21 protein-coding genes are annotated in these 21,820 nt (G+C 66.9%); 13 read left to right on the top strand and 8 right to left on the bottom strand.

The features are described from left to right. Positions 1-88: 88 nt before the first annotated feature. Positions 89-1,804, bottom strand: a complete 1,716-nt coding sequence (locus OG906_RS40870; RefSeq protein ID WP_443067505.1) for an IS1182 family transposase — start codon at positions 1,802-1,804, stop codon at positions 89-91. A 264-nt stretch (positions 1,805-2,068) separates the two neighbouring features. Between OG906_RS40870 and OG906_RS40865 the strand changes: the two genes are divergently transcribed. Together OG906_RS40865 and OG906_RS40860 are read left to right on the top strand one after the other, a co-directional pair. After that, positions 2,069-3,139: an IS110 family transposase gene (locus tag OG906_RS40865; RefSeq protein ID WP_329449136.1), complete on the top strand. Its 1,071-nt coding sequence runs from the start codon at positions 2,069-2,071 to the stop codon at positions 3,137-3,139. A 101-nt stretch (positions 3,140-3,240) separates the two neighbouring features. Next, entirely contained in the window at positions 3,241-4,020 is a 780-nt protein-coding gene (locus OG906_RS40860; RefSeq protein WP_329449137.1) for a hypothetical protein, read from the top strand. Positions 4,021-4,248: 228 nt separating this feature from the next. Here OG906_RS40860 and OG906_RS40855 read toward each other — a convergent pair whose 3' ends face one another. Further along, positions 4,249-4,647: a hypothetical protein gene (locus tag OG906_RS40855; protein WP_329449138.1), complete on the bottom strand. Its 399-nt coding sequence runs from the start codon at positions 4,645-4,647 to the stop codon at positions 4,249-4,251. Positions 4,648-4,895: 248 nt separating this feature from the next. On the opposite strand from OG906_RS40855, the gene OG906_RS40850 reads away from it, so the two are divergent. The 3 genes from OG906_RS40850 (at position 4,896) to OG906_RS40840 (ending at position 7,644) form a co-directional block, all read left to right on the top strand. After that, positions 4,896-6,152 carry an IS256 family transposase gene (locus OG906_RS40850; RefSeq protein ID WP_329449139.1) on the top strand — a complete coding sequence of 419 codons (1,257 nt, stop codon included), beginning with the start codon at positions 4,896-4,898 and terminating at the stop codon, positions 6,150-6,152. A 204-nt stretch (positions 6,153-6,356) separates the two neighbouring features. Next, on the top strand, positions 6,357-6,785 hold the full coding sequence (locus OG906_RS40845) for a hypothetical protein (RefSeq protein WP_329449140.1): 429 nt from the start codon (positions 6,357-6,359) through the stop codon (positions 6,783-6,785). Positions 6,786-6,981: 196 nt separating this feature from the next. Next, positions 6,982-7,644 (top strand): hypothetical protein, encoded by a 663-nt coding sequence (locus OG906_RS40840; RefSeq protein WP_329449208.1) that lies wholly within the window; start codon positions 6,982-6,984, stop codon positions 7,642-7,644. Between the two features lie 125 nt (positions 7,645-7,769). On the opposite strand, the gene OG906_RS40835 is transcribed toward OG906_RS40840, so the two are convergent. Then, on the bottom strand, positions 7,770-8,357 hold the full coding sequence (locus OG906_RS40835) for a hypothetical protein (RefSeq protein WP_329449141.1): 588 nt from the start codon (positions 8,355-8,357) through the stop codon (positions 7,770-7,772). Positions 8,358-8,670: 313 nt separating this feature from the next. Here OG906_RS40835 and OG906_RS40830 point away from each other — a divergent pair, with 313 nt between their 5' ends. Both OG906_RS40830 and OG906_RS40825 read left to right on the top strand, forming a co-directional pair. Further along, positions 8,671-9,546 carry a hypothetical protein gene (locus OG906_RS40830; protein WP_329449142.1) on the top strand — a complete coding sequence of 292 codons (876 nt, stop codon included), beginning with the start codon at positions 8,671-8,673 and terminating at the stop codon, positions 9,544-9,546. A gap of 200 nt (positions 9,547-9,746) precedes the next feature. Continuing rightward, positions 9,747-10,028, top strand: coding sequence for a hypothetical protein (locus OG906_RS40825; protein ID WP_329449143.1), 282 nt, complete (start codon positions 9,747-9,749; stop codon positions 10,026-10,028). 24 nt (positions 10,029-10,052) lie between these two features. Here OG906_RS40825 and OG906_RS40820 read toward each other — a convergent pair whose 3' ends face one another. Next, positions 10,053-10,919 (bottom strand): IS5 family transposase, encoded by an 867-nt coding sequence (locus tag OG906_RS40820; protein ID WP_329449144.1) that lies wholly within the window; start codon positions 10,917-10,919, stop codon positions 10,053-10,055. Positions 10,920-11,060: 141 nt separating this feature from the next. Here OG906_RS40820 and OG906_RS40815 point away from each other — a divergent pair, with 141 nt between their 5' ends. The 5 genes from OG906_RS40815 to OG906_RS40795 all read left to right on the top strand — a co-directional run bounded on the left by OG906_RS40815 (position 11,061) and on the right by OG906_RS40795 (position 17,081). Then, positions 11,061-11,714: a hypothetical protein gene (locus tag OG906_RS40815; RefSeq protein ID WP_329449145.1), complete on the top strand. Its 654-nt coding sequence runs from the start codon at positions 11,061-11,063 to the stop codon at positions 11,712-11,714. Further along, entirely contained in the window at positions 11,711-13,885 is a 2,175-nt protein-coding gene (locus OG906_RS40810; RefSeq protein WP_329449146.1) for an ATP/GTP-binding protein, read from the top strand. The genes OG906_RS40815 and OG906_RS40810 overlap by 4 nt, the downstream gene beginning before the upstream one ends. Positions 13,886-13,898: 13 nt before the next feature. Further along, positions 13,899-14,843 carry a replication-relaxation family protein gene (locus tag OG906_RS40805; RefSeq protein ID WP_266976317.1) on the top strand — a complete coding sequence of 315 codons (945 nt, stop codon included), beginning with the start codon at positions 13,899-13,901 and terminating at the stop codon, positions 14,841-14,843. A 1,055-nt stretch (positions 14,844-15,898) separates the two neighbouring features. Continuing rightward, positions 15,899-16,612, top strand: coding sequence for a hypothetical protein (locus OG906_RS40800; RefSeq protein ID WP_266976319.1), 714 nt, complete (start codon positions 15,899-15,901; stop codon positions 16,610-16,612). Positions 16,613-16,658: 46 nt separating this feature from the next. After that, the gene (locus tag OG906_RS40795; protein WP_266976321.1) at positions 16,659-17,081 is read left to right on the top strand and encodes a hypothetical protein; all 423 of its coding nucleotides are present in this window, start codon (positions 16,659-16,661) and stop codon (positions 17,079-17,081) included. A gap of 875 nt (positions 17,082-17,956) precedes the next feature. Here OG906_RS40795 and OG906_RS40790 read toward each other — a convergent pair. Then, entirely contained in the window at positions 17,957-19,555 is a 1,599-nt protein-coding gene (locus OG906_RS40790; protein ID WP_329443935.1) for an IS1634 family transposase, read from the bottom strand. A 211-nt stretch (positions 19,556-19,766) separates the two neighbouring features. On the opposite strand from OG906_RS40790, the gene OG906_RS40785 reads away from it, so the two are divergent. Next, entirely contained in the window at positions 19,767-20,498 is a 732-nt protein-coding gene (locus OG906_RS40785) for a hypothetical protein (RefSeq protein ID WP_329443938.1), read from the top strand. 113 nt (positions 20,499-20,611) lie between these two features. Here OG906_RS40785 and OG906_RS40780 read toward each other — a convergent pair whose 3' ends face one another. The 3 genes from OG906_RS40780 to OG906_RS40770 all read right to left on the bottom strand — a co-directional run bounded on the left by OG906_RS40780 (position 20,612) and on the right by OG906_RS40770 (position 21,818). Beyond that, positions 20,612-20,794, bottom strand: a complete 183-nt coding sequence (locus OG906_RS40780; protein WP_329449147.1) for a hypothetical protein — start codon at positions 20,792-20,794, stop codon at positions 20,612-20,614. Between the two features lie 398 nt (positions 20,795-21,192). After that, positions 21,193-21,558 (bottom strand): hypothetical protein, encoded by a 366-nt coding sequence (locus OG906_RS40775; RefSeq protein WP_329449148.1) that lies wholly within the window; start codon positions 21,556-21,558, stop codon positions 21,193-21,195. Continuing rightward, positions 21,555-21,818 carry a hypothetical protein gene (locus OG906_RS40770; RefSeq protein WP_329449149.1) on the bottom strand — a complete coding sequence of 88 codons (264 nt, stop codon included), beginning with the start codon at positions 21,816-21,818 and terminating at the stop codon, positions 21,555-21,557. The genes OG906_RS40775 and OG906_RS40770 overlap by 4 nt, the downstream gene beginning before the upstream one ends. Positions 21,819-21,820 lie beyond the last annotated feature (2 nt).

Raw genomic sequence — 21,820 nt, 5'->3', positions numbered from 1 at the left:
CTCCGCTGGAGTAGTGCGTCGCGCCCAGCATTCGCGGCAGGATCGGGAACGTGATTGTCTTTCTCAGGGACTCTGGTGCGTAATTCCTTCAGGCGGAGAGTCGGTAGCTGAGTTGCTCGAGTCGGCTGGTGCGGCGGGTTCGGTCGAGGGGTCCGGTGGTCCACCAAGCATCGAGGCGGACGATGTTGAGGGCGGTGGCGGAGAAGGCGTGTTGGATGCGGACCTTGGGCAGGCCGCGGTAGCGGGCCCGGCGGATGCCGGTGATGTCCAGGGCCTGGTTGATGGTGCCTTCGACGCCGGCGCGGATCTTGTATTTGTTCTTCCAGGTGTCGGTCTTCTGCTCGGCGCGGGCCCGGGCGAGATTCTCGTGGAGCTCCTTCGGCCGCAGGGTGAGCATGCGGCGGCCGAGCTTCGAGGCGGTGCACTGGAGCTGGAAGGGGCAGTCGCGGCAGGTCAGGACGCTGAAGGTGATCACGATGGCGTCCTTGCCATGCTGCTTGACGGGGTTCCAGTGGGAGCTGGTCTTCCCGGCGGGGCAGCGGACCTGACGGGTCTTCCAGTTGATGGCGAAGGCGGTCTTGTCGAAGCCGTCGGCGGCCTTGGCCTGGGCGGAGCGGTCCAGGAGAACCGGGGTGACCATGCGGATGTCCTGCTTCTTGGCCCTGGTGATCAACTCGGCCGACGGGCAGCCGGAGTCGAGGTAGTGCTCGGCCGGCTTCACGCCGTGCTCGGCGAGCTTGGCCTGGATCGGCGCGGTGGCCTTCACGTCGGGCACGGTCGCGTCGGTGGTGTGCACGTCGGTGATCAGGTTCGGCGGTCCCTGCCACTCCGGCTCGGTGTCGGTGTCGGTGTCGGTGGGGAGGGTGGTGCACGTTTCGGTGAGGTGGATCTTGTAGCCGCACCAGAAGAGATCGTCGCCCTTGGCCGCCCAGCGTGCGTCGCTGTCGTAGGGGGAGGCCAGGCGGAGTTGGCCGGGCGGGACCCCGTCACTGTCGGCGTCCCGCTTCCTGATCACCTGCCGTCCCCGCGAGTCGGAGCCGATGAGGTAGGTCTGCACCAGGACCTGCCGCAGCAGGGCCACGGACTCGATCTGTCGGATCCATGCCGGGGAGTCCTTCGCCCAGGCCCCCTGACACAGGGCGAGAGCGTCCTGGCCGAAGACCTGGGCGAGACGATCGCGCTTGACCTGGGAGGACGGCATCTTCCAGCTGTCGATCCGGGGCCCGTACCGTGTCGCGAACTCCGTCACGTCAACCACGCCGGCCAGCCAGGACGGGGCCGCGACCGCGAGGGCCTCCAGCGCCGCCCGAACGCTCTCCCCGGCCAGCTCAAGCCGGTTCAGGTTCCGCACCGAGCTGATCACATGGGTGGCATCGGTGCGCTGCTTGCCCCCGGCCGCCACCAGGCCGGCCTCCTTGCAGTGCTCAAGGAGCCGGTCGAAGACCACCCGCTCCATGCCGTGGTCCGCGAGCCGGGCCCGGAAACGGGGCAGCACCGTGTGGTCGAAGCCGGCATCGGTCAGCTCCGCCCCAACAGCGTACTTCCAGGTCAAGCGGTCCCGCACGGCCTCTGCGGCCTGCCGGTCGGTGAGGTCCTCGGAGAACTGCAGCACCGTCACCAGCGCGAGCACGCCGGGCGAGTACCCCCGGGCCCCACGCACCCCGAACGCCTCGGCGAACGGCTCGTCCGCGAAGACCTCGGCGAGGTGATCCCGAACCCGCATCGGCAGACTCCCCTTCGGGAAGGCGGCACGGGCCGTCCTCGCGGTCTGCTCCGGCACCGGCGGCAGGCCCTTGGGCTGCAACGACTGTCAGTCTTTTCGCACCGGATCCCGCAAGGATCGGGTAGTCCCGGCCGAGGCGGTCTGACTCTTGCTTACGACTGACCCCGCGGGTGTCCTGGCGTTGATCTGTCGACCGCCCGGCCGGGCACGCAGCAAGCGCTGCCGCCGGACGGACGTGACCTGATAAGAGCCTGGAGCCGACTCCACCAAAGCGTCCCCGTGACAGTCCTGTCCGTCCGACCGGCGACAGCGTGACCTCCCACGCTTCCGGCCGGAAGGAACACCGTGCAGAGTATCGAGCAGCCCAGGTCCGGGCATGTCGTGATCGGCGTCGACACGCACAAGCACGTCCACGTTGCGGCGGTGATGGACACGATCGGTGGGATCCTGGCCACCTTGACCATTCCCACCGACACCGGCGGTTTCCAGCAATTACAGGACTGGGCGGCCTCGTTCGGCCGAGTCCTTGCGTTCGGGATCGAGGGCACCGGCTCCTACGGCGCCACACTGACATCGTTTCTGCGCAGGAGTGGCCACAAGGTGGTTGAGGCCGGCCGCCCGGACCGGCGGCTGCGGCGCATGAATGGCAAGTCCGACACCCTGGACGCCGAGAACGCCGCCCGCGCCGTCCTCGCCGGGTTCGCAACCGCCACACCGAAGAGCGCCGACGGCGAAGCGGAGATGATCCGCCGGCTCAAGGTCGCGCACGACCAGGCTGTTGAACAGCGCGCCGCGGCCATGGTCACGATGAAGGCGATGCTGGTCCACGCCCCCGACACCCTGCGCCGGGAGACCGCGGGAAAGACACAGATCAGCCTGGCACGGCAGCTGGCAGCCCTGCGTCCTCGCCGCCTGGAAGGACCCGAGGACGCACTGCGTCACACACTGCGGACGCTCGCCAAGCGGTGGCAGTACCTCGACGCCGAGGCCAAGGAACTGACGAAGATGATCGGCGACCTGGTCCAACGGACCGCCCCACAGCTGCTCGAGCCGTTCGGCATCGGGGTGGACACCGCCGCGGAGATCCTCGTCGTCGCCGGCGACAACCCCGAGCGGATCAAGTCCGAGGCCGCTCTCGCCAAACTCGCGGGCATCGCGCCCGTTCCCACCGGCTCCGGCATGACCAGCGGCAGGCACAGGATCAACCACGGCGGCCACCGACAGCTGAACGCCGCGATCTACCGAACCGTCATCGTCCGGATGCAATACCACCAGCCCACGATCGCCTACGTCGCCCGCCGCACCACCGAAGGCAAGACCAAACGCGAGATCATCCGCTGCCTCAAACGCTACGTCATCCGCGAGGTCTACCACCTGCTCCGACCCGCCCCACAGACACCCCATACGGCCAGTTGACAGCTATAGGAGCGTCAACGCAGATCACCCCCCGCGGACGCACGACAGGGAAGCGACCGCACCCACGATCATCCCGCAGCCAGCAGCTTCAGCATCGGGAAATGCGCACCAGAGTCCTCAGGGAACACAAAGATCTCCTACTCATCGTTCTCCCGCTGGTCGCGGCCTTCCTCGGCACGTGCCTGGGCGCATACATCCAGGCCAAAGCCGGCATCGCTCAGGCACAAGCGGCCAGGGAGGCCGCCGCGACCGCCGCCTCCGCAACGCTGGGAGCGGTTCGGGAGCAAGCTGACCGTGCGGCAGAAGCCGCTCACATCACGGCTCTCCGCGATCAACGGACTGCAGCGATAACCGGCTTCCTCCGCACCGTTCGCGAGCTCACCCGCGCCCTCGACAAGCAGTACGAGCGGGCGGACGTCGGCGCCGTGGTCGACCAGACCCACACCGACTTCATCCACGCCCTGGGTGTCATCGAGCTCGTCGCGACGGCCGAACTGTCCGCGGCAGCATTCCACGTTGTGGAAACCGTTGCCGACCTTGCCGGTCTGGCCAGCTCGCGCGCTCAGGCCGCGCGGGCACGGGAGCGCCTGACCCCCCTTGACGACGGCGGGCCGGCCACCCGGGCGATAGCCGCCCTCGACGCCCTCCGCGAGGCCTCGGTGGCCGCAGACGACGGGTACCTGCACCAGCCGTACTTAAGGGAAGCGGATGAAGCTCTTGAGCAGGTTCCCGAACTCACATGGGCCGAGAAGGGAGCGCTGATCTTGGACTGCCGCTATCCAGAGCTGGGCGAGCAGCGGCAGCGACTGACCCGCACCCACAACTTTGCCCTTAAGGCCTTCGTCCAGAAAGCACGGACCGCCATGGGCATAGCGAGCTGACAGTCCGTTGCCGTGGATCCGTCGACGAACAGGACGCGCACCGGAGTGATGAGCAGGCTCTCATCCACGCTCCCCGGCGACGTCTCTACTCGTCCCCTTCGTCTTTGCGGCCGTAGTGGTTGATATTCACGGTCTGCGGGGCCCCAACGATGAGGAGCTCAAACGCCGAACGTCCATCCCACATACCCGTTCTTCATCACCTCCTCGTCGTGGAGGAACGCCCAGGACTCATAGCCGTCGGGCCACACTCACCCGCGCGGCCTCGCCCCTCATCACCTGCGGCCAGCGGTCATCAATGACACCCGCCGCATCCTGGCAGCCGCCACAGGCATTCTCCCGCTCCGGCAGCCACCAGTAGTCCGACGGCGACATACCGGCTACCTGGATTCCGCACAGCGTCCTGTCGAAGATACCGAAAGCATGGGAGACGTCGGAGGAAAGGCCCTCAGCAACGGCCCGCTCCCAACGCATCCCCACGGGCAAATACGGCGGCCGCAAGACCTCGAACCACTCACCACCCACATGGGTCGCCGCGTGGCACCAGGAACAGGACCAGATCTCCTCTTCCCACAGACTCGGCAGCATCGGCCATCGCCACATCGCACGTCCACACACATCGCACTCCATGGACGGATCCTCACACGCCTCCGGGATTGCCCGGAATGCTCCTGGCATTGGGCGACTTACCAAACACCCCAGACGGGATGAAACGCTCTTTGAGCGGACTCCGCACGAGCCCGAGCAATGCTCGGAACCTGTGGATCAGTCCGGGGGTGGGGTGCCTCGTGAGATGCGGAGGGCGTACCTTCCCGGGTGATCGACTCAAGGTCACCGAATAGGCCCGCGCTACGAACGCGGGTCGGGAAGGCACGCCCGTGCTCAGCGTAGTCAACGAAGACGGCACCACCGAGAGTGGTACCTCTCTGATCGACGAGATCGTCCGGGAAGGTGCCCGGCGGATGCTCGCGGCAGCCTTGGAGGCGGAGGTTGAGCAGTACATGGCCGAACTCGCAGGCCAGTGCGACGAGGCGGGCCGGCGGCTGGTGGTTCGCAACGGCCGCCACCGGCCCAGGACGGTGACCACCGCGGCCGGGCCCGTGGAGGTGGCGGCGCCGCGGCTCAACGACCGGCGTGTGGATGCCGCAACGGGTGAGCGGGAACGGTTCTCCTCGAAGATCCTCGCGCCGTGGTGCCGGAAGTCCCCGAAGGTCAGCGAGGTCCTGCCGTTGCTCTACCTCCACGGCCTGTCCTCGGGCGACTTCGTGCCCGCGCTCGAGCAGTTCCTGGGCAGTACCGCCGGTCTGTCGCCGGCCACCGTGACCCGGCTGATGAAGCAGTGGACGACTGAGCATGCCGCCTTCCAGGCTCGTGACCTGGCCGGGTCCGACTACGTCTACGTGTGGGCCGACGGCATCCACCCCAAGATCCGGCTCTCCCAGGCGCACTCGTGCCTGCTGGTCCTGATGGGCGTCCGCGTCGACGGAACCAAGGAGCTGATCGCGATCGCCGAGGGATTGTGGGAGTCCACCGAGTCCTGGGCGGATCTGCTGCGGGACTGCCGCCGGCGCGGCATGCGCGACCCGGTCCTCGTGGCCGGCGACGGGGCAAGGGGACTGTGGCGGGCCCTGGCCGAGGTGTTCCCACAGGCCAGGCACCAGAGGTGCTGGGTTCACAAAACCCGTAATGTCATGAACGCGCTACCGAAGTCCGCGCAGCCCGGCGCGAAGAAGGCGCTCCAGGAGATCTACAACGCCGAAGACCGCAACCACGCCGAGAAGGCGGTCACCGCGTTCGAGAAGGCATACGGCGTGAAGTGGCCCAAGGCCGCGGCGAAGATCACCGGCGAGGTCGACGAGCTCCTGGCGTTCTACGACTTCCCCGCCGAGCACTGGATCCACCTGAGGACCACGAACCCCATCGAGTCGACCTTCAGCACGGTCAAGCTCCGGACCAAGGTCACCCGCGGCGCCGGCAGCCCCACCGCCGCCCTCGCCATGGTCTTCAAACTCGTCGAGTCCGCCCAGCAGCGGTGGCGGGCGGTCACCGCACCCCACCTCGTCGCCCTCGTCCGAGCCGGCAACCGGTTCGAGAACGGACACCTCGTCGAACGAGACGAGACCCTCGCGGCATGAACCACCTCAGCTGATCCACAACTCTTGACTATTGCTCCACGAGCCCTCCTGGAACAGGCCGCCGAACAGGACCTTCGATGAAATCTGCTCGACCCGGACGCACCGTGAAGGGAATCATGGGTGTGTGACGTCGACCGAAGCAGCAGCAATCGCTCTCCAGGACCATGCCGCCCTCTGGAGCATGGGGGAATCCGCGCGAGCGACGTGGTGAATGCCGCCTGCGATGCGCTCGTCGCCGGACTCGACACCCCCGGCCTTCGAATCCTCGCCGCCTGCACGCGCGCCGAGGCGGACTACGACGTCCACCACCTGCTTCCCGAAGCACTCGACGAACTCGGCCTCACCTTCTATCCGGTCGCCAGCGAAGCCGGCCAGGAAGCCGCCGCCCGATCCCTCGCACGCCGCATGCTCGCCGGAGAGCTCACGCCTCGGGAGTTCACCTTCCGGATTCACCAGCGCCACGGACATGAGCTGCCCCTGACCAAGCGCCTGGCTGAACTCGACGACGAGTACGACACCCTCGAATACGGCGATAGAACCGTGGACCAGGTCGATGCCGAGGTCACCGCCGAAGCCCGCCGCCTCGCAGCCCACCCCACGGTTCCCGCCGAACCCACGGATTCGCCCAGCTGATACACACGGACCGACCCGGGAGTTCCCGCTGAACAGACTTCGGTTTCCCTGAACCCACGGACCTCGACGGCCTCGGGACTGGTGGGCTCGCCTATTCAACTGTCGCGTGTTGGCCCGTCCGGCTATGGGCCTGCTACTGACCGTGACGTCTGGCAGGGGCGGGGCTGATGTCAGAGGTATCCGGTTGGATGAGCCCGTGACTGTCTATGACGTAGCCCGCCAGTTTCCCACCATCGCCGACCTGCGGGACCTGTGCCGCTCGCTTGCGATGCTCGATGCGATCCTGAGCCCGGACTGGGAAAGCCGGTATTACTCCTTCAACACCGGTTGGGCTGCAGGCGAGGAGATGGCCTCGATGCGCAACGGGTCAGGAGACGAGTACTCCATAGTGTTCTCGGCGGCGGGAGTCTATGTCCGCGGCTTCAGCCACGAAGCGCCGATGAGCCCATATGGCAACGACGGCGAGCCTTGGCCGGGAGTGATCGACGATGTTCCTGAGGCCTTTCGGTCCTTCGTGGAGGAGCCGGCGTTCACCGACGAGGACGGCGTGCCCGTCGCAACAGCCTGCTTGTGGCGGGCGAAGACCGACGATCAGTGGCGCCACGGGACGATCGACTTTCCCGAGAGCTGTGCCGATCCTGATGGGACGACCGGACTGTTCAGCCTCCTGATCGACCGTTCTCCGGAAGCGTTCCAGCGCTTCGCCGAGGACTACTACGAGGCCCCCGTAGACCTGACAGCAGTGAGCAATGTGTATGCCCTGCGACCGCTGGACCAGAAACTCGTATCGTCGCTGAACGCAGAGATCACCTTGGCGGACCTGGCCCGGGACATCTCCGAAATCGGCTATCCGCGGTAGGACCGAGAATCGGTCTGACTGCTGCACGTCTCGGTGAGATCGCCTGTTCAACTGTCATCGGCCTGTCGGGGAGCCCAGTCGGAGCTGGTCGTCGTCGAGGAAGTAGTCGCTGGGCTGGGCCATGCTCACTGGCTCTCCAGGCGGGCGATGTCGCTCTGCCACTGCGCAATGTGCTTCAGCAGCTCGCCGCGGTCGTGCGCCGGGACCCGCCGGGCGGCCGCGCGCACCGCAAGAGCCTGGCTTCGCCATTGCTGTGACTGCTCTGCCTCCGAGGTGGCCTGCCCACGGGCCATGAGCAGGCCGATGAGACGGGAGGCTGTTTCCGCGAAGATGTCGTACACCGTTGCGGTCGGCACGTTTTCGAAGGCCTCTGGGCGGTAGCCGCCTTGTGCGGGGCGCGTCGCGTCAAGGCCGGCCCTTACCTCGCGAGCCAGCGTGGCGTAACGGGCGCGCGCCTCGGCGATCTGCTGATGGTCGGTCGAGCGCAACGCTTCACGTTCGCGAGCGAGGCGCTGCTGCGCGGCCAGAGCGGCATCGATCGCCTCGCGATTGGGCTGAGCCTTGGCCTCTTCGGCGACGATCACCGCGGTGTACGTGCCGACCAGCCCGTTCACCGCTTCGATCGCGGCTTCGTACGCAGCAGTCTCCTCGTTCGACCAACCGTGCGTTCCCAACTCGTGGGTGATGGAAATTCCGTTACCGGGCGTGGGCATGTGGCTCCTTCTTGTAGGTATTCATCATCTGTTAGACGCACTGCGATCAGGGGCAGTTCGCACTGGACCACTTCAACGGACGAGCGACCACGGGGGTGGTCATCAGCGGGGGTGGACGGGCGGCGGGGATCGATGTTGCGGACCTCGCGGACACCGTTTGGTCAGTCTGGCCAGATACCCCGCGGGCTCCAACCTGTCCTCTGCGGGGGACAGGTCGGAGCCCGCGATGTCGTGCGGCTGCACCGTTGTAGCCGATGCTGCGGCTGATCTTGTCGCACGCCGATTGTCAGAGGCTGCTGGCAATATCACCGCTGTGAACGTCACCCGTACCACTTCACCACGGCCGTTCGACGTGGCCGCGGCCTTCCCTCAGCTGGCCCCGCTGGCCCGCACGACGACCCGGCTGCATCCCCGCCCCGGCTCTCCGTCCCCATACGACAGTTCGGTCGGCGGGCCGCTGCTGTGGCCCTCCAGTCAGCCGTGGCTGTACTGCGACAAGTGGCACGAGGGTCCAGTTTCCCCCCTTCTGCCAGTGGCCCAGCTGTACGCGCGCGACGTGCCCCTGCTGCGGCCGCCCGGACGGACCGATCTGCTCCAGGTCCTGTGGTGTCCCTCAGAGCACCCGCCGGAGCACAAGCCTACGACCGAGCTCTTCTGGCGAACCGCCGCCGACGTCACCCACGTCCTCGCCTCGCCGCCCAAGCCGACCGAGGCGCAGTACGGCTACACGCCGGAGCCGTGCGTGCTCGCACCGGAGCAAGTCACCGAGTACCCCAACTTTCTGGAGTTGGGCGAGGGGTTGCAGCAGCAGCTGAGCGACTGGAGCCTGTGGCAGGCGGCCGGAGTCGAGATAGACGATCGCTATGAGGCCGCTCCGCAAGAGTTCTACATGAACGAGCTGTCCGAGGCCCCCGGCTGGAAGGTCGGTGGATGGGCACCTTGGGGCCTCACCGATCCCATCTCCCGGTTCTGCATAAACTGCGGCGCCGCGATGAACCCGCTGCTGACCATCGCATCGGACGAATGCCGCGACTACAGAAGAAGCTGGGGCCCGAACGAGGACCAGCACATTGCCGAGTTCGACGCCGACAACGTGTCGAACCCGCCGGGGATCCAGGTCTCCGGCGGGAACCACCTGCAGCTCTACATCTGCTCGACGTGCTACACGCATACCGACCTGATCCAATAAGCCAGTGTCGGCAGCCCCCTCAACCAATGCGGCGGAGCCGACCTGCCGTTGCAGAACGGGAACGGAAGCGGAGGAGGGTTGACCGGGGCCTCCGGCATTCTCGGCAGAGCAGCGGTCTGGGCTCGGGGGCTGGGGGAATTCCGGCGCTCTGATGCCAATCTCGAATAGAGGTATGGCACAGCTCCTGAGGTCATCGACTCATGCTCGGCCCGGACTGGGTCGGCGTCGGGACGGTGTACGACGTGTGGTCGTACTGCGGGCGCCTGCTGCTGTTGCCCGCGCTCGATCGCGGCGTGGTCCACCAGGCCGTACAGGTCCTGGACCAGATCCGCGTCGTACGAAACGCTGCCGTCCACCCCAAGCCGGGGCCGGAACTCGACGCTGCCCACCATGCACTGGGGCTGAGCTTTCCCGTCCGTGACTTCCCCGCGGCGTGGGACAGCGTGCGCGCGCATGCCGAGCGGGCCTTGAACAACCTGTAGGGAGCCATTCAGAGACCATTCGAATCAGATCGTGGTGGTTGTGCCCGCTTGTGGGGTGGTTCGGTAGGTGGTGATCGCGCTGTTTCCGGTGGCTCTGCGGAGCATGATGCCGGTCATGGTCCAGTAGATTTGGGCTTCGGCGGAGTGGGTGGTGGCCTCGACGTCTTGTGCGAGGCGGCGGGAGCGGGAGAGCCATCCGAAGGTCCGCTCGGACTTCCATCGCTGCGTGAGTGGGGTGAATCCGCTGGTGGCGAGGCCTTTGGTGGTGATCTCGAGCTTGATGTCGAGGCAGACACCCCGGGATCTGAGGCCGCCGTAGGAGCCGTCGGCCCAGGTTTTCACCACCGTGGGGTGTGCGTCGTGGACATCGTCGAGGAGGACCTGCCCGCCGTGGCGGTCGTGGATGTTGGCGGCGGTGACGATCACGGCGAGGAGGAGTCCCATGGTGTCGGCGATGATGTGCCGTTTGCGGCCCTTCACCTTCTTCCCGCCGTCCGTGCCGACCGTTTCCGAGCCGCCGCTGAAGGAGGATTTCACGGACTGGGAGTCCATCACCGCGGCCGTCGGCTCCCTCGCCCGGCCGGCCCTCGAGCGGACCTCGGCCCGCAACAGGTCGTGGATCCGCTTCGTCGTACCGTCCTTGATCCACAGCGAATAGTAGTAGAACACCGAGGTCGCGGGCGGGAGATCGTGAGGCAGCAGGTCCCACTGGACCCCGGTCCGGTTCACGTACAGGATCGTGTTCACGATCTCCCGCAGTGAATGCTTCGGTGAACGGATCTTCAAGCCGGCCGCCGTGCGAGCCTCCCTCCAGGCCGTGAGGACAGGCTCGATCAACTCCCACTGGGCATCGGTCAGATCAGTGCGATACGCACGACGAGGTTCACTCACCCCACCGGTCTACCGCACCCGGGACACCCGCCGCAGACGAACCCGAAAACGCCACCAAACAGCACGCATCTACCAGACAAGACAAACCACATTTGAATGGTCTCTCAGTCCGCCAGGCCCTGACCGCGGCCGTCACAGTCGATGCGAACGGCCGGTGCTCGTCTGCAGCCCGGCCACAGCAACTCGATCAGTAAAGGGCTGGCAAAGCATTCGGGTGCCGTGTCTGATCGGGCCGCCGATTCCTACTTGTTCCAGGTGAAGGGCTTCTTCCCACCATCCTGGAGGAACCGTGCACCACATCGCCCCGGCCCGGCCGACGTCGGTCCGGCCGACATGAATCTGCCGGACCTGCCGGTCGTCGAGCTCCTCGGCCAGCTCCAGTCCGTCCTGCGCGCCGCCACGCCATACTTCGTTGCCCTCGGCGTTGTCGGGGCGGCGGTCTGGGTGTGGTGGACGATCCGTCGCGCGGCGCTCGCCCGGGAAGCGCTCGCCGACAGGGTCCAGGTCGAGGCGATCCCGACCTCCACCTTCGACCCCCGAGATGGGGAAGTCGGCCGGTGGGCCCACCAGCTCGGGCGCGTGCACTATGCCGCCGACGGTGTCCCGGCCCGCGGATCCGCGGTGCGCCTGAAGTACACCGCCGTGGATGGCAAGATGCGCTGCTACCTCGAAGGACCGGCCGCCGCAGCCGCGATCCTGAACATGCCCGGATTCGCAGAAGTCGAGATCCGCACCCAGCACGGCCAAGCCGACATCCGGCCCGTCCACTTCAATGGCCCGGGAGGAACGCCGTGACCGCCGGCATCTCCCTCGCCAAGCCGGCGCAGGCACCCCCCTTCCGGGCGGGCGCGCGCCGCTACGTCCAGCGCGCCGAACTCGCCCTGGGCCTGCCCGACCACAAGGCCCTCGCCTCTCTCGGCCTGAGCCCCGACCCGCTCCAGCAGCTGGCCGCGGCCATGGCCTCCGTGCGCACCGAGGACGGGGAGAAGGCCGAGGTGGTCTTCGACCTGGTCCCGGTCTCCGAGCAGCGTCTGGCCCGCCGCAGGCGCCGCCTGATGGCACGGGCCGCCCGCCGGGGCCCGTCCGCGTACGGCGAGCGTCTGACCGGCGGCCTCGGTGGAGGAGGCTTCTGGGGCTCGATGACTTCCGCCTGGTCCGGTGGCGCCGGCGCTTCCACCCGCTCCGAGCGGATTCCTCGGCAGGCCGACCTGCGCGACGGTGTCGGCAAGCTCGAACCCGCCGCGGGCGCGGTGTTCGCCGTGCAGATCCTGTTGCGTACCGAGGCCGCTCACCCGCAGCTGGCACTGGCGCGGATGCACCAGTTGATGGCCGCGCTGTCGATGACGTCGGGGGAGAACTACCTCAAGGCCCACCGGCCCCGACGGTGGGCGATTGGCCGGTTCGAGCGCCGGTTCGCGAGCGGGGAGTTCGCGCCGCGTCGCCGGCAGTGGCTGACGGTGCCCGAGTTGGCCGGCTGGCTGAAGCCGCCGACGGTGAAGTGCACCGCGTCCAGCGTGGTCAGGACCGGTGGCTTGGTCCCGCCGGCCCCGGCCGACCTTCCCGTCTACACCGGGCAGCGCGACCTGGTCCCGCTGGGCGCCGTGGTCTACCCGGACGGCCGCGAACGGATCGCGGCCGCCCGGGTCGAGGACCTCCTCTTCGGCCTCCAGCTCGGCAAGGCCGGCCACGGCAAAACGGAGGAAGCCCTCGTGCAGTGCATCGCGATGGCGCACTCCGGTTACGGCACGTGGTTCCTCGACCCGCACGGCGAGGGCTGGATGAGGGCGAAGCCGTACCTCGCGCACCCGGAAATCATGGGCCGGCTCTGGGAAATCAACTTGGCCAAGGCCGACCCGGATCAGGCGGTTGTCTCGTGGAACCCTCTGTCGATGGAGGGCCGCAACCTCTCCGACGTCCAGGACATCGTCCGCTCGGTCACCGAGGGCATCGCCGCGGCGCAGGACTGGGGCGACAACGCACCCCGCGCCCGGACCATCCTGGCCCGCGCTTCCCAGGCCCTGGCCCTGCTCAACCTCAAGGCCGTCCAGGCCAAGAAGCCGGAGGCGCAGTGCACGCTCTTCCAGTTGCGTACCTGGCTCACCGACGAGGACTGGCGCGAGCAGCTCCTGCCCAAACTCCCGGCCCGTGTCCGCGCGTACTGGGAGACGACCTTCCCCAAGCTCGGCCCGGACGCGGTGCCGACCGTCACCTACGCGATCGACCGCCTCGACACCAGCCAAAGCCTTCAGGGCTTCTTCGGCAGCCCGCGCTCCGCGTACGACGTCCGGCACGCCATGGACACCGGCAAGATCGTCTTCGTCTGCCCGTCCGGCAGCGAGAGCGACGCCCTCGTCAGCTGCCTGCTCATCCACGACCTGCACCGAGCCGGCCTCTCCCGACAGGACACGCCGCGCGAGCAGCGCAACACCTTCTGGGCCTGGGGCGATGAGCTCACCGCGCTCGACAGCAGCAGTAAGGGCTTCCTCGCCGCCATCGCCGAGCAGCTGCGGAAGTACGAGGTGCGCTTCATCGGCATGACGCAGATGGCACTGCGTCTTTCCGCCATCACCCGCCAGGCCCTGCTACAGAACCAGAGCTGGTTGAGCACCTGCGCCGCGGACTACGACGAGGCCGCGTTCGTCGCGAAGCGCTGGAACGGGCACGTCAGTGCGGAGACGATCACCGAACTCCCGAAGTACCACTACGTGATGTCCGTGAACCTGCACGGCGCCCGGACCACGCCTTTCCGGGTTCGCGGCCTGCCCGTCGACGAGATCTTCGCGCACTACGACAACCCGGCCGGCGTCCCCGTCCTCGACCAGGCGATCGACAGCAACCTCAACCGCCGCCCGCTCGGCGACATCCTCGCCGACCTGGAGGAGCTCGACGCCGTCGTCCTCACCCACCACACCGGCCGACGCCTCGGCGGCCCCAGCTCCGGCGACCCCACCAGTGTCACCGACTAGAACGGAAATACTCATGCCCTACCCGCAGTCCACCCCCACCGGGCTTGGCCAGGTCGCCCAGCAGGCTGCTCAGGTCCTCTACGCACACCGCCTGGTCTCCACCCGCCAACTCCACCGGCTCGTCACCCCGCATCACACCCGCACCGAGTACCTGCGCCGCCAACTCCACACCCTCCGCGAAGCCGGCTTCGCCGAGGCTGTAGGCCGGCGCAGCACCGGCCAGACCGAACTCCTGTGGTGGCTCACCGAGAAGGGAGCCCAAGCCGTCGAAGCCGTCGGCCTGCTCCAGCCCCGCGCCTACCGGATGAGCCCCGAGGCAGCACTGGGCCCCCTCCAGGAGCACACCCTTGCCGTCGTCGAGACCGGAGCCGCCTTCGTAGAACACGCGCGCCGCCTCGGCCACGAATGCGGTCCCCTGGACTGGTCACCCGAGGTCGCCCACTACTACCGCGACGACTCCCGGCCGGGAGAGGAGCTCTGCCTCATCCCCGACGCCGTCCTCAGCTACGTCCACACCGCTGGCAAACAGCGCACCCTGCTCACGTTCTTCGTCGAGATCGACCGCACCCAGATGACGATCGCCCGCCTCGCCCAGAAACTGCACGCGTACGCCGCCTACCACGAGTACGCGCCCCAGCCTCAGACGGGCAAGAGCAACCGCGGGCCCCGGCGCCAGGCCGGGATGCCGGCCTGGCGCTACCGATACCCGGCGTTCCCTCGGCTCTTGCTCGTACTGACCGGTGCCTCCGAAGAGCGTCTTGCCCGCCGCATCGCTGATCTGCGGAGCCTCGCTGCCAGCGATCCCGCACTCTCGTCCACCCCGCTCCGGGCCGGTGTGACCACCCTTGAGCAACTGCGGACCCACGGTCCGTTCGAGAAAGTCTTCACCCCGGTACTGGGAGGGGTTACTGAACCTGTTGACGCATGGATCTCAGGTCCTCTTGCACGCGCTGCCTAGTCCTGCGGGTACAGAAACGAGGGATCGGGGTCGCAGCCGTGTCTCAAGTGCGGACCAGGGTGCGAGCGCTCCGTGGCTTGAGCATCAACTTGTCCACTGGAAGTTCGCTGGCTGGTGTCTTCGGGGGCAGCCCCCGAACCCCCGGCTCGGCATGTTCCCGCCCCGCCCTAGGGGGCGTGTCGGGCCCACGCGGAGCTGTGGACCTGCGGGACGGTGAGAACGAGAGCGAACCATGTGGCTGATGAGCGTGTCGTTCCTTTGGTGGCGTGGCTGGGGTCTGAGGTGGTGCAGGTGGCCCCTGATCGTAGTCGTTCAAGGAACTCGCCACAGGGGCGCGCATTCGGTGGTGCAGGTTCGAACGGGGCTGAGGGGCAGCAATGTTGTAGTCAGTGATCCGGCCCGGAGGACCTGGTGGGGGAGCGGACGCCTGCCGCACCGTCACGAGGGCTGTCACCGCGAGCTGTGAAGTGACGACTGGCCTGCTGGTTGCTGCCTCTAAGTAAAGAGAGCGCCGAATCTGCACCTCGCTGACCTGCAGCTTCTCGTGATCTGACGTTCCTGGCGGACACACTTGGGGGTCGAATCTGTTAACCCAGCGGTGACACTTGCCTTCGAAACTTAACCTGAGGGAAAGCAACCAGCCCAGATGCGGCCCGTGTGGAACGCCCAGGTCAGAGCGGTGCACGCGCCCTCGAAACCGCCTGGTGATGGTTGCGGAGAGACCACTCAGATCGAGCATGTGTGTCGCGGCAACTCACGAAACTTAACTTGACAGCAAGTTTCGGGTCCGAACCACGCCGAAACTTTCACTGAAGGAAAGTTCCGGTGCGGATCGTTGGCTCCTCGCGTAAACGCCGTCAAGGAAGGCCCGCAAGACTTAACCTGCCGGAAAGTTCTGGCTTCGGAGAGGCGCCGAAACTTTCCCTGCTGGAAAGTCTCGGCACCACTCCACAGGCGCGGCCCGCAACTTGCGCAGGCGACGCGCCGTCAAAACTTAAGCTGACGGAAACTTTTGGGATAGGCTCCCCTCTGCCTGAACAGCAGAGGAGGGCTCAGTGACGCCTGAACCGCCGGCGCGAGCACAGCGCCGGCCCAACCACACCCCACCCGCCGAGGGGCCCAAGAACGGCGACGGCGTCCTTGACGACATCGTCAGCCTGCTGGCCGGCCACATCGGGCACACACAGAACGTCGCCCCCGCACCCACCGGGCGCAGGGCGACCCGTGGAGGACCCAAGGTCCAGATCCACATCGACTACAGCGACACCGACCCTCGCAGCATCCACACCATGGCCGGCGAGATCGGCTACAGCATCACCTCCAATTGGTTCGCCCAGTGGATGGCCAAGCTGCTTGTGGCCGGAGTCCTCTCTCGATCCCGAGCCGCGGTCTTCCTGTTCGTCGCCGGCGGACAGAAGAAGGGCACCGGCATCGCCTCGTACACGCAGCAACAGATCACCGATGGCCTCAATGAGTTGCTGACCGACATGCCCGGCGCGAAGAGGATCACGCGTCCGACCGTCAACAAGGCCGTCAAGACGCTCATCGAGTGGGGCTGGTTGGAGAGTGCCGGCTACGGTCGCATCCGACTGAACGTGACGCTCTGGTTCTCCGGCAACAGCGGCGAGCAGAAGACCGTTCTGGAGGAGATCGCCTCCGACCACGGGGATGAGACCACAGACTTCCCCCACAAGGTCGGCCCGAAGAACCTGCCGGGCCAGCAGATGCTTGACTTCGAGGAATCGCCCGCCAGAGGAGCGACAGGGTGACGGGCGCCTGTATACCGCGACGACACGACCAAGGAGATCCCACCTGATGCCCAAGCCTGTGATGTCCCCACTCGTGACTGAACGCATCTGGGCGCTTCCGATCGGGGCGGCCGCGGTGAAGTTCCTGTCCTACCTCGTCTTCCGCAGTGAGATGGGCACGGGCAACTTGCCCTCGCAGCAGGCGATGTCGGCCGAGTACAAAGTCAGCCCGGCTGCCGTGAGCAAGCTTCTTGATCCGCTGTTCGAGCTGAACGTGGTGCTGCGTACACCCAGTGAGCGCAGCCGACGCGCCAACAGCTACAGCCTGCACCCGCTCGCCGGGCGATACGAGAGCGCAGAAGCCATGGACGAGGCTTTTGCGCAAGCCCTGGAGGACATGCGCGCGGGCAGGCTCTTGCCCCTCAAGCTGCCTGAGTATCAGACGGTGCCCCCCTCGCAGGGGACCCCCAAGCTCCGCAGCGTTGCCTAGCCAGCGCCAATGGAAGAAGGCCCTCACCTTGTGGTGAGGGCCTTCTTCTGCCTGAACTGCAGATTGGTACCAGCATACGTCGATGCTGCGATCCCGTACAGCACGCCCCAGGACCCGACCGCGCCTGGAGCTGAGGAACAGCCCGATCACGCATTCGTCTGTCGCCGGGTCGGCTGCTGCGCTCCAACGACCAACCTGGCTGAGACCGAAGTCCGGCGGAGGTGCCCCTCACCCGTACGCCGGGGTGTGGTCCCGGACTCGGGTTGGCGCCAGGGCCTGGGAGGGACCTCAATGATCGATTGCTTCGGCAGCGGCCACATCGTGCCGCATTGGCCGGCGCGCGATAGCGGCATCAATGAATGACGTGGTGCGTACTCCTGTCCTTCTAGGAATGGCCCGTACCAATGCGGAGGCAGGGCGCTCACAACCAGAGGAACCTCGGTAGGTTGCGTAGAGTTTCAGTCATTCTGATTGCAGTTCGAGCCAACCCTTTGGCGTAAATCGTAAGGGCAGATCAATACATGCCCGGGGTCATCAGCGGCGTCAGACAGACGCTGCTCGGCTTGGATCGGCGGCACCCATCGGACTCAGGTCCGAGGTAGTCACGCCAAGGTGCGAGAACGTGGTGGTTTGTCCTCGCGCACGGCCCTGAACTGCACTATCGGCTTTCGATGTTGGCCATCTCTGCGTAACGTATGGGAACAGTCCGGTCGATCGTGACGGTTGAGGTTTTTGCGCCGTCGGCGGCAGCGCCAATGCGCCTGCGACAGTCGACCGCTTTCTGTACTACGGGGAGGCAGCGATACCCATGGCACGATCTGATCTGAGTCGACAGTCCGGACGGGCCTCTAGCCCTGGATTTCGCACGTGTGGAATCACTCCGTCGTCCAGCGAGGTTGGCTTGGATCGATCTTGAGTAGTTCGAGCAGGTGGACCTGGATCTGGTCGGGGATGAGGATCTTGGGCGGTGACCCGTTGTGTCCGGGCTGGTAGCGGATGCGGCTGAGTGCGTGGAGGATCAGGCGTCCGGTGGGTTTCACGGTCCGGTTGTCGAAGGCGTAGAAGCCGATGAGGCCGGTGGCAGGGAGGAGGGCTCGCCTCACTTCCCGTTCGATCAGGCAGAAGATCAGCAGGGCCAGGCAGATCACGGTGATCAGTGCGGCGATGCGCCGGTTGTGGTGCAGGAACATCGGGGTTACCGCGAGGGGGCCCTTGAAGTCGCTGTAGCGGCGCTCGACGGTGGGCTGGCCCTTGTAGCGGATGAGGACCTCGGCGGCGTCGGCTTCCTTGGGGTCGAGATTGCTCAGCAGTGCGTACCAGCCGTCGGTGGCGGCTTCCGCGTCAATGGCCTGCTGGTCGAAGAACCAGGCCAGGGTGGGTTTCGCGGTGTCGGGGCCGATGGTGACCTCGGTGCGGAGGTAGGCGGTGACCTTCCGTTTGCTGATGATTTGGGTGATCTTTCGGGTGACCGCGTCGCCGTCGGGGTAGTACCGGGAGCCTGCGGTCCGGGTCAGCTTGTCCAGTTCCTCGGCGGTGCGTTTCAGTTTCAGGGCACGCGCGTTCGCGGCGGCCGTCGCGTTGGCGCTGGAGTGCACCAGGATCCGGCGCAGGCGGTGGGCCCGGTCGCGCTTGCGGGGCCCGGTCAGCTCCATGGTGTCCTCCAGGACCCGGTAGGAACATCGCTGATCTGCGGGTTTGTTGGCATCGCGCTGGGCGGCGTACTCCACAGGGCGGGCGGTGTTCTGATCGAGGGAGGCGAACAGGCCGGCTGGGACACGGGCTGCGGCCAGTGGGGCGATGAAGCCCACCCCCGCGTCGGTCATCGCGCCGACGTTGTTCCAGGAGATCAGCTTGGAGTCTCCGACCAGCAGGAAGTTTCGTTCGCCGGCCATCGCGGACAGGTTCGTCATGGCGGTGGTGACCTGGGAGACCTCTGCCGCCCCGCCGTCGTAGGCGCGGTGGAAGACCGGCACGCCGCCGTCCCCGGTGACAGCGAGTCCGGCCTGGATCTGTTTCAGGTCCGTGCGCCGGTCCTTGGGGTGGCCGTAGGCCGGGGTGGGATAGTCATCTTCGTTCTCCTCGTAGGCGCCGTGCAGGGACATTGAGGTCATGTCCCAGTGCATGCGCGCGACATCGAGGCCGAACACATCGATGGCCCGGGCCCCGACCGATCCCACGATGCCCTCCAGGTTCGGGGCGATCGCATCCAGCGCGCGGGCGAGCCGATCGTCGTTGAGGATGTCCGCGGACAGCCCGAGCACCTCTTCCACTGCCCAGTCCCGCGCCCAGTGGGCCACGTGCTGCAGTGGAAGAGGGCTGGTCAGCCGGTTGGCGATCAGCGCCTCGACGATCTGGCCATGGGTGGACAGGGCTCTCTCCCCAATCGGGCAAGCCCGATCGACCGTCCCCGCCACATCCAGCCGGCGCAGGAAACCCGCGACTACCGGAAGCGCACCCAGACGCTTCTCCACCACACGCGACACCGCCACCTCTGTCCTCGGACGCAGAGCCGAACGACGAGGCACACCGGATGAGTTGCTCATACCAGGAGAGAACCCGAGAGCCACCGGTCATTACGCGACTACCGGCACATTCGAGTTGCGTCCTTTCCGCGGGATCGCCCGGGTGGTCGAGCTGCCGGCATTTTGGCCCTGCGACCCTGGCGGCGGCCGTAGGGTGGGGGCTGTGGATGAACGGCTTGTAGCACAGGTGCAAAACCTTGACCAGCAGGGTCGGTCAGCGAAGGCGATCGCCAGGACCCTGGGGGTGGGTCTCGCGGATGTCGTCGGAGTGCTCAACACTGCCGTGCAGGTCACGGCGCCAGGTCGCGGCGAGCCGCGTTGCTGGGTGAACGCCGGCTGGAGCCGCAGTGTGGATCTTGAGGGCGCGCCGCAGTGGACCGGCTTGGACTCCGGAGCTTCCGACGCCGAGGAGGGACAGGGCCTTGTCACCGTGCTCGTCGCCGCGGACAGCACACGCTCCACGAAGGCGCAGGTCGCCGGGTTTCTGCTGGATGTATGGTGCCTGGGGGTGAAGAACGCGCTGCCTCCGGAAGCGATGACCCAGAGTCGGCTGGCCGCGTACCGGCAGGCCTACTTCAGCGCCTACGAGAGGCACGTGCAGGTTCCCGCCGAGCTTGTCCGTGCCCTGGTGTTCGGCGCTGCCGTCTACGCTCACGAACTCGGGTTCGCTCCCCAGACGGACTTCGAGGCCGCCGCCGCTGTGCTCGGCGAGCCCGCTGGTCCCTGCCCGATTCGCTTCGGCCGTGACGGCAAGCCCTTCTACATCAACGGCCCCTACGACGATCCCGGGGCGATCGTGCGAACGTTGCGACGCACCGTCGGCGACGACGGCTTCCACTCCGCCCTCGCCTTCCCCGAGCAGCCACGGCGCAGACTGTTCCGATCACGCCGGTAGCCACCCGGGATGCGTGACCGGCCGACGATCACCCCGACGGACGACAGACCGGCCGGTTCAGGCCGTCCACAGGCCAGACGTCGAAAGCACATCGGCACGTGCGAAATCCAGGTCTAGAAGTGGCCCACTCGCTCGGGTCCGAAGTCCGCGACGTCCCGTGCGCGTTGTACCCGTTCCTGAAGCAGGCGGCGGAAGCCCGCCACCGCGTACCGCTCCCCGGTGGCCGAGCCCGCCCCGCGGATACCCGCGACCTCTGCCATGAGCTGCTGCGGCTGGGACTGCCAGCCGACTGCCACGACACGCAGCCCAGGCACTCCGCGCGCCGGTGCAGGTCCAGAAGGTTGAGCAGGCCGCCGGAGTCCATGAACACCACACCGTGCAGGTCGAGCATGCGGTCCCGTGCACCGGCAGTGACGTCGTCGAGTGCCTGCTGGAGCGCACCGTCGGAGTCCTCTGTGAGTCTCCCGCTGGCGCTGACCACGACCGAGCTGCCGCAGCGCTGAACGTCCATGGTGATCAATACCGGCTCCTTCTCGTTGCCCGTGGCAGGCATGTCTGGCGGCCCATCATCCTGGTGCAGTGCTCAGGACTCCGGATCCACGAAGAGGTGTGCCAGCAGTCTGAGGGATGCCGGTAGCCCAGGTAGGGAGCCGTGCGGCGGGTCCGGTCAGGCTTGGCCGGGACGACGGGTAGTTCAGCTCGTCCAGGTCTTGATGCGAGCGGCTACTTCCCGCACCGGCAGCCCGTCCCGGGCTTCGCGGGCCAGAGGCAGAACGGTGTCCAGGTCGGGGACGACCGGGAGGCTGCACGCCGACAAGTAGGCCACGGTCACCGCGGCGGCGAACAGCAGGTTGCGTACTTCCAGGCTGGGGCTCCTGGCCAGCTCACACAGCAGTGCCGCGGCCTTGTGATGGGGCTCGGGGTAGACCTCTTGGTCCAGGACCTCCACACGGTGGCGTGCCTCTGCGGCCACCGGCACCCCGTAATCGACTACCAGGGGGTCGCCTGGGATCTGCTGGGCCACTGCCAGGATCCAGGCGAGGTCGATCTTTAGATTCACGCGGCGTCCCTCGGCGCGGACTGGGGCAGCCCGTCCGGGAGGCCGGGGTACCGGTCCTCACCGAGCTCCGCCTCGAATTCGTCCGTGTACGCAGCCAGGAACGCCGAGGCGCCGGCCATGAAGGCCGCGCGGCACTGGTTCACGTCCTGCTCGATCAGATCGGCCACATATCCCTGCAGGCTCAAACCCCGGCCCTGGGCCCGGGCCTCTGCAGCCGCCTTGATGTCCTCGTCCAGCCGGATGTTCGTCTGTTTCGCCATAC

Source organism: Streptomyces sp. NBC_01426, assembly GCF_036231985.1.
Classification (GTDB): domain Bacteria; phylum Actinomycetota; class Actinomycetes; order Streptomycetales; family Streptomycetaceae; genus Streptomyces.
The sequence above is the reverse complement of the archived record's forward strand: the minus strand, read 5'-3'. Positions and strand labels throughout refer to the sequence as shown.

Excerpts from the sequence above, each read along its gene's own strand:
- OG906_RS40855 (WP_329449138.1), bottom strand. The coding sequence starts at position 4,647 with ATGGAGTGCGATGTGTGTGGACGTGCGATGTGGCGATGGCCGATGCTG.
- OG906_RS40860 (WP_329449137.1), top strand. The coding sequence starts at position 3,241 with ATGCGCACCAGAGTCCTCAGGGAACACAAAGATCTCCTACTCATCGTT.
- OG906_RS40815 (WP_329449145.1), top strand. The coding sequence starts at position 11,061 with ATGCGAACGGCCGGTGCTCGTCTGCAGCCCGGCCACAGCAACTCGATC.
- OG906_RS40805 (WP_266976317.1), top strand. The coding sequence starts at position 13,899 with ATGCCCTACCCGCAGTCCACCCCCACCGGGCTTGGCCAGGTCGCCCAG.
- OG906_RS40770 (WP_329449149.1), bottom strand. The coding sequence starts at position 21,818 with ATGGCGAAACAGACGAACATCCGGCTGGACGAGGACATCAAGGCGGCT.
- OG906_RS40825 (WP_329449143.1), top strand. The coding sequence starts at position 9,747 with ATGCTCGGCCCGGACTGGGTCGGCGTCGGGACGGTGTACGACGTGTGG.
- OG906_RS40795 (WP_266976321.1), top strand. The coding sequence starts at position 16,659 with ATGCCCAAGCCTGTGATGTCCCCACTCGTGACTGAACGCATCTGGGCG.
- OG906_RS40835 (WP_329449141.1), bottom strand. The coding sequence starts at position 8,357 with ATGCCCACGCCCGGTAACGGAATTTCCATCACCCACGAGTTGGGAACG.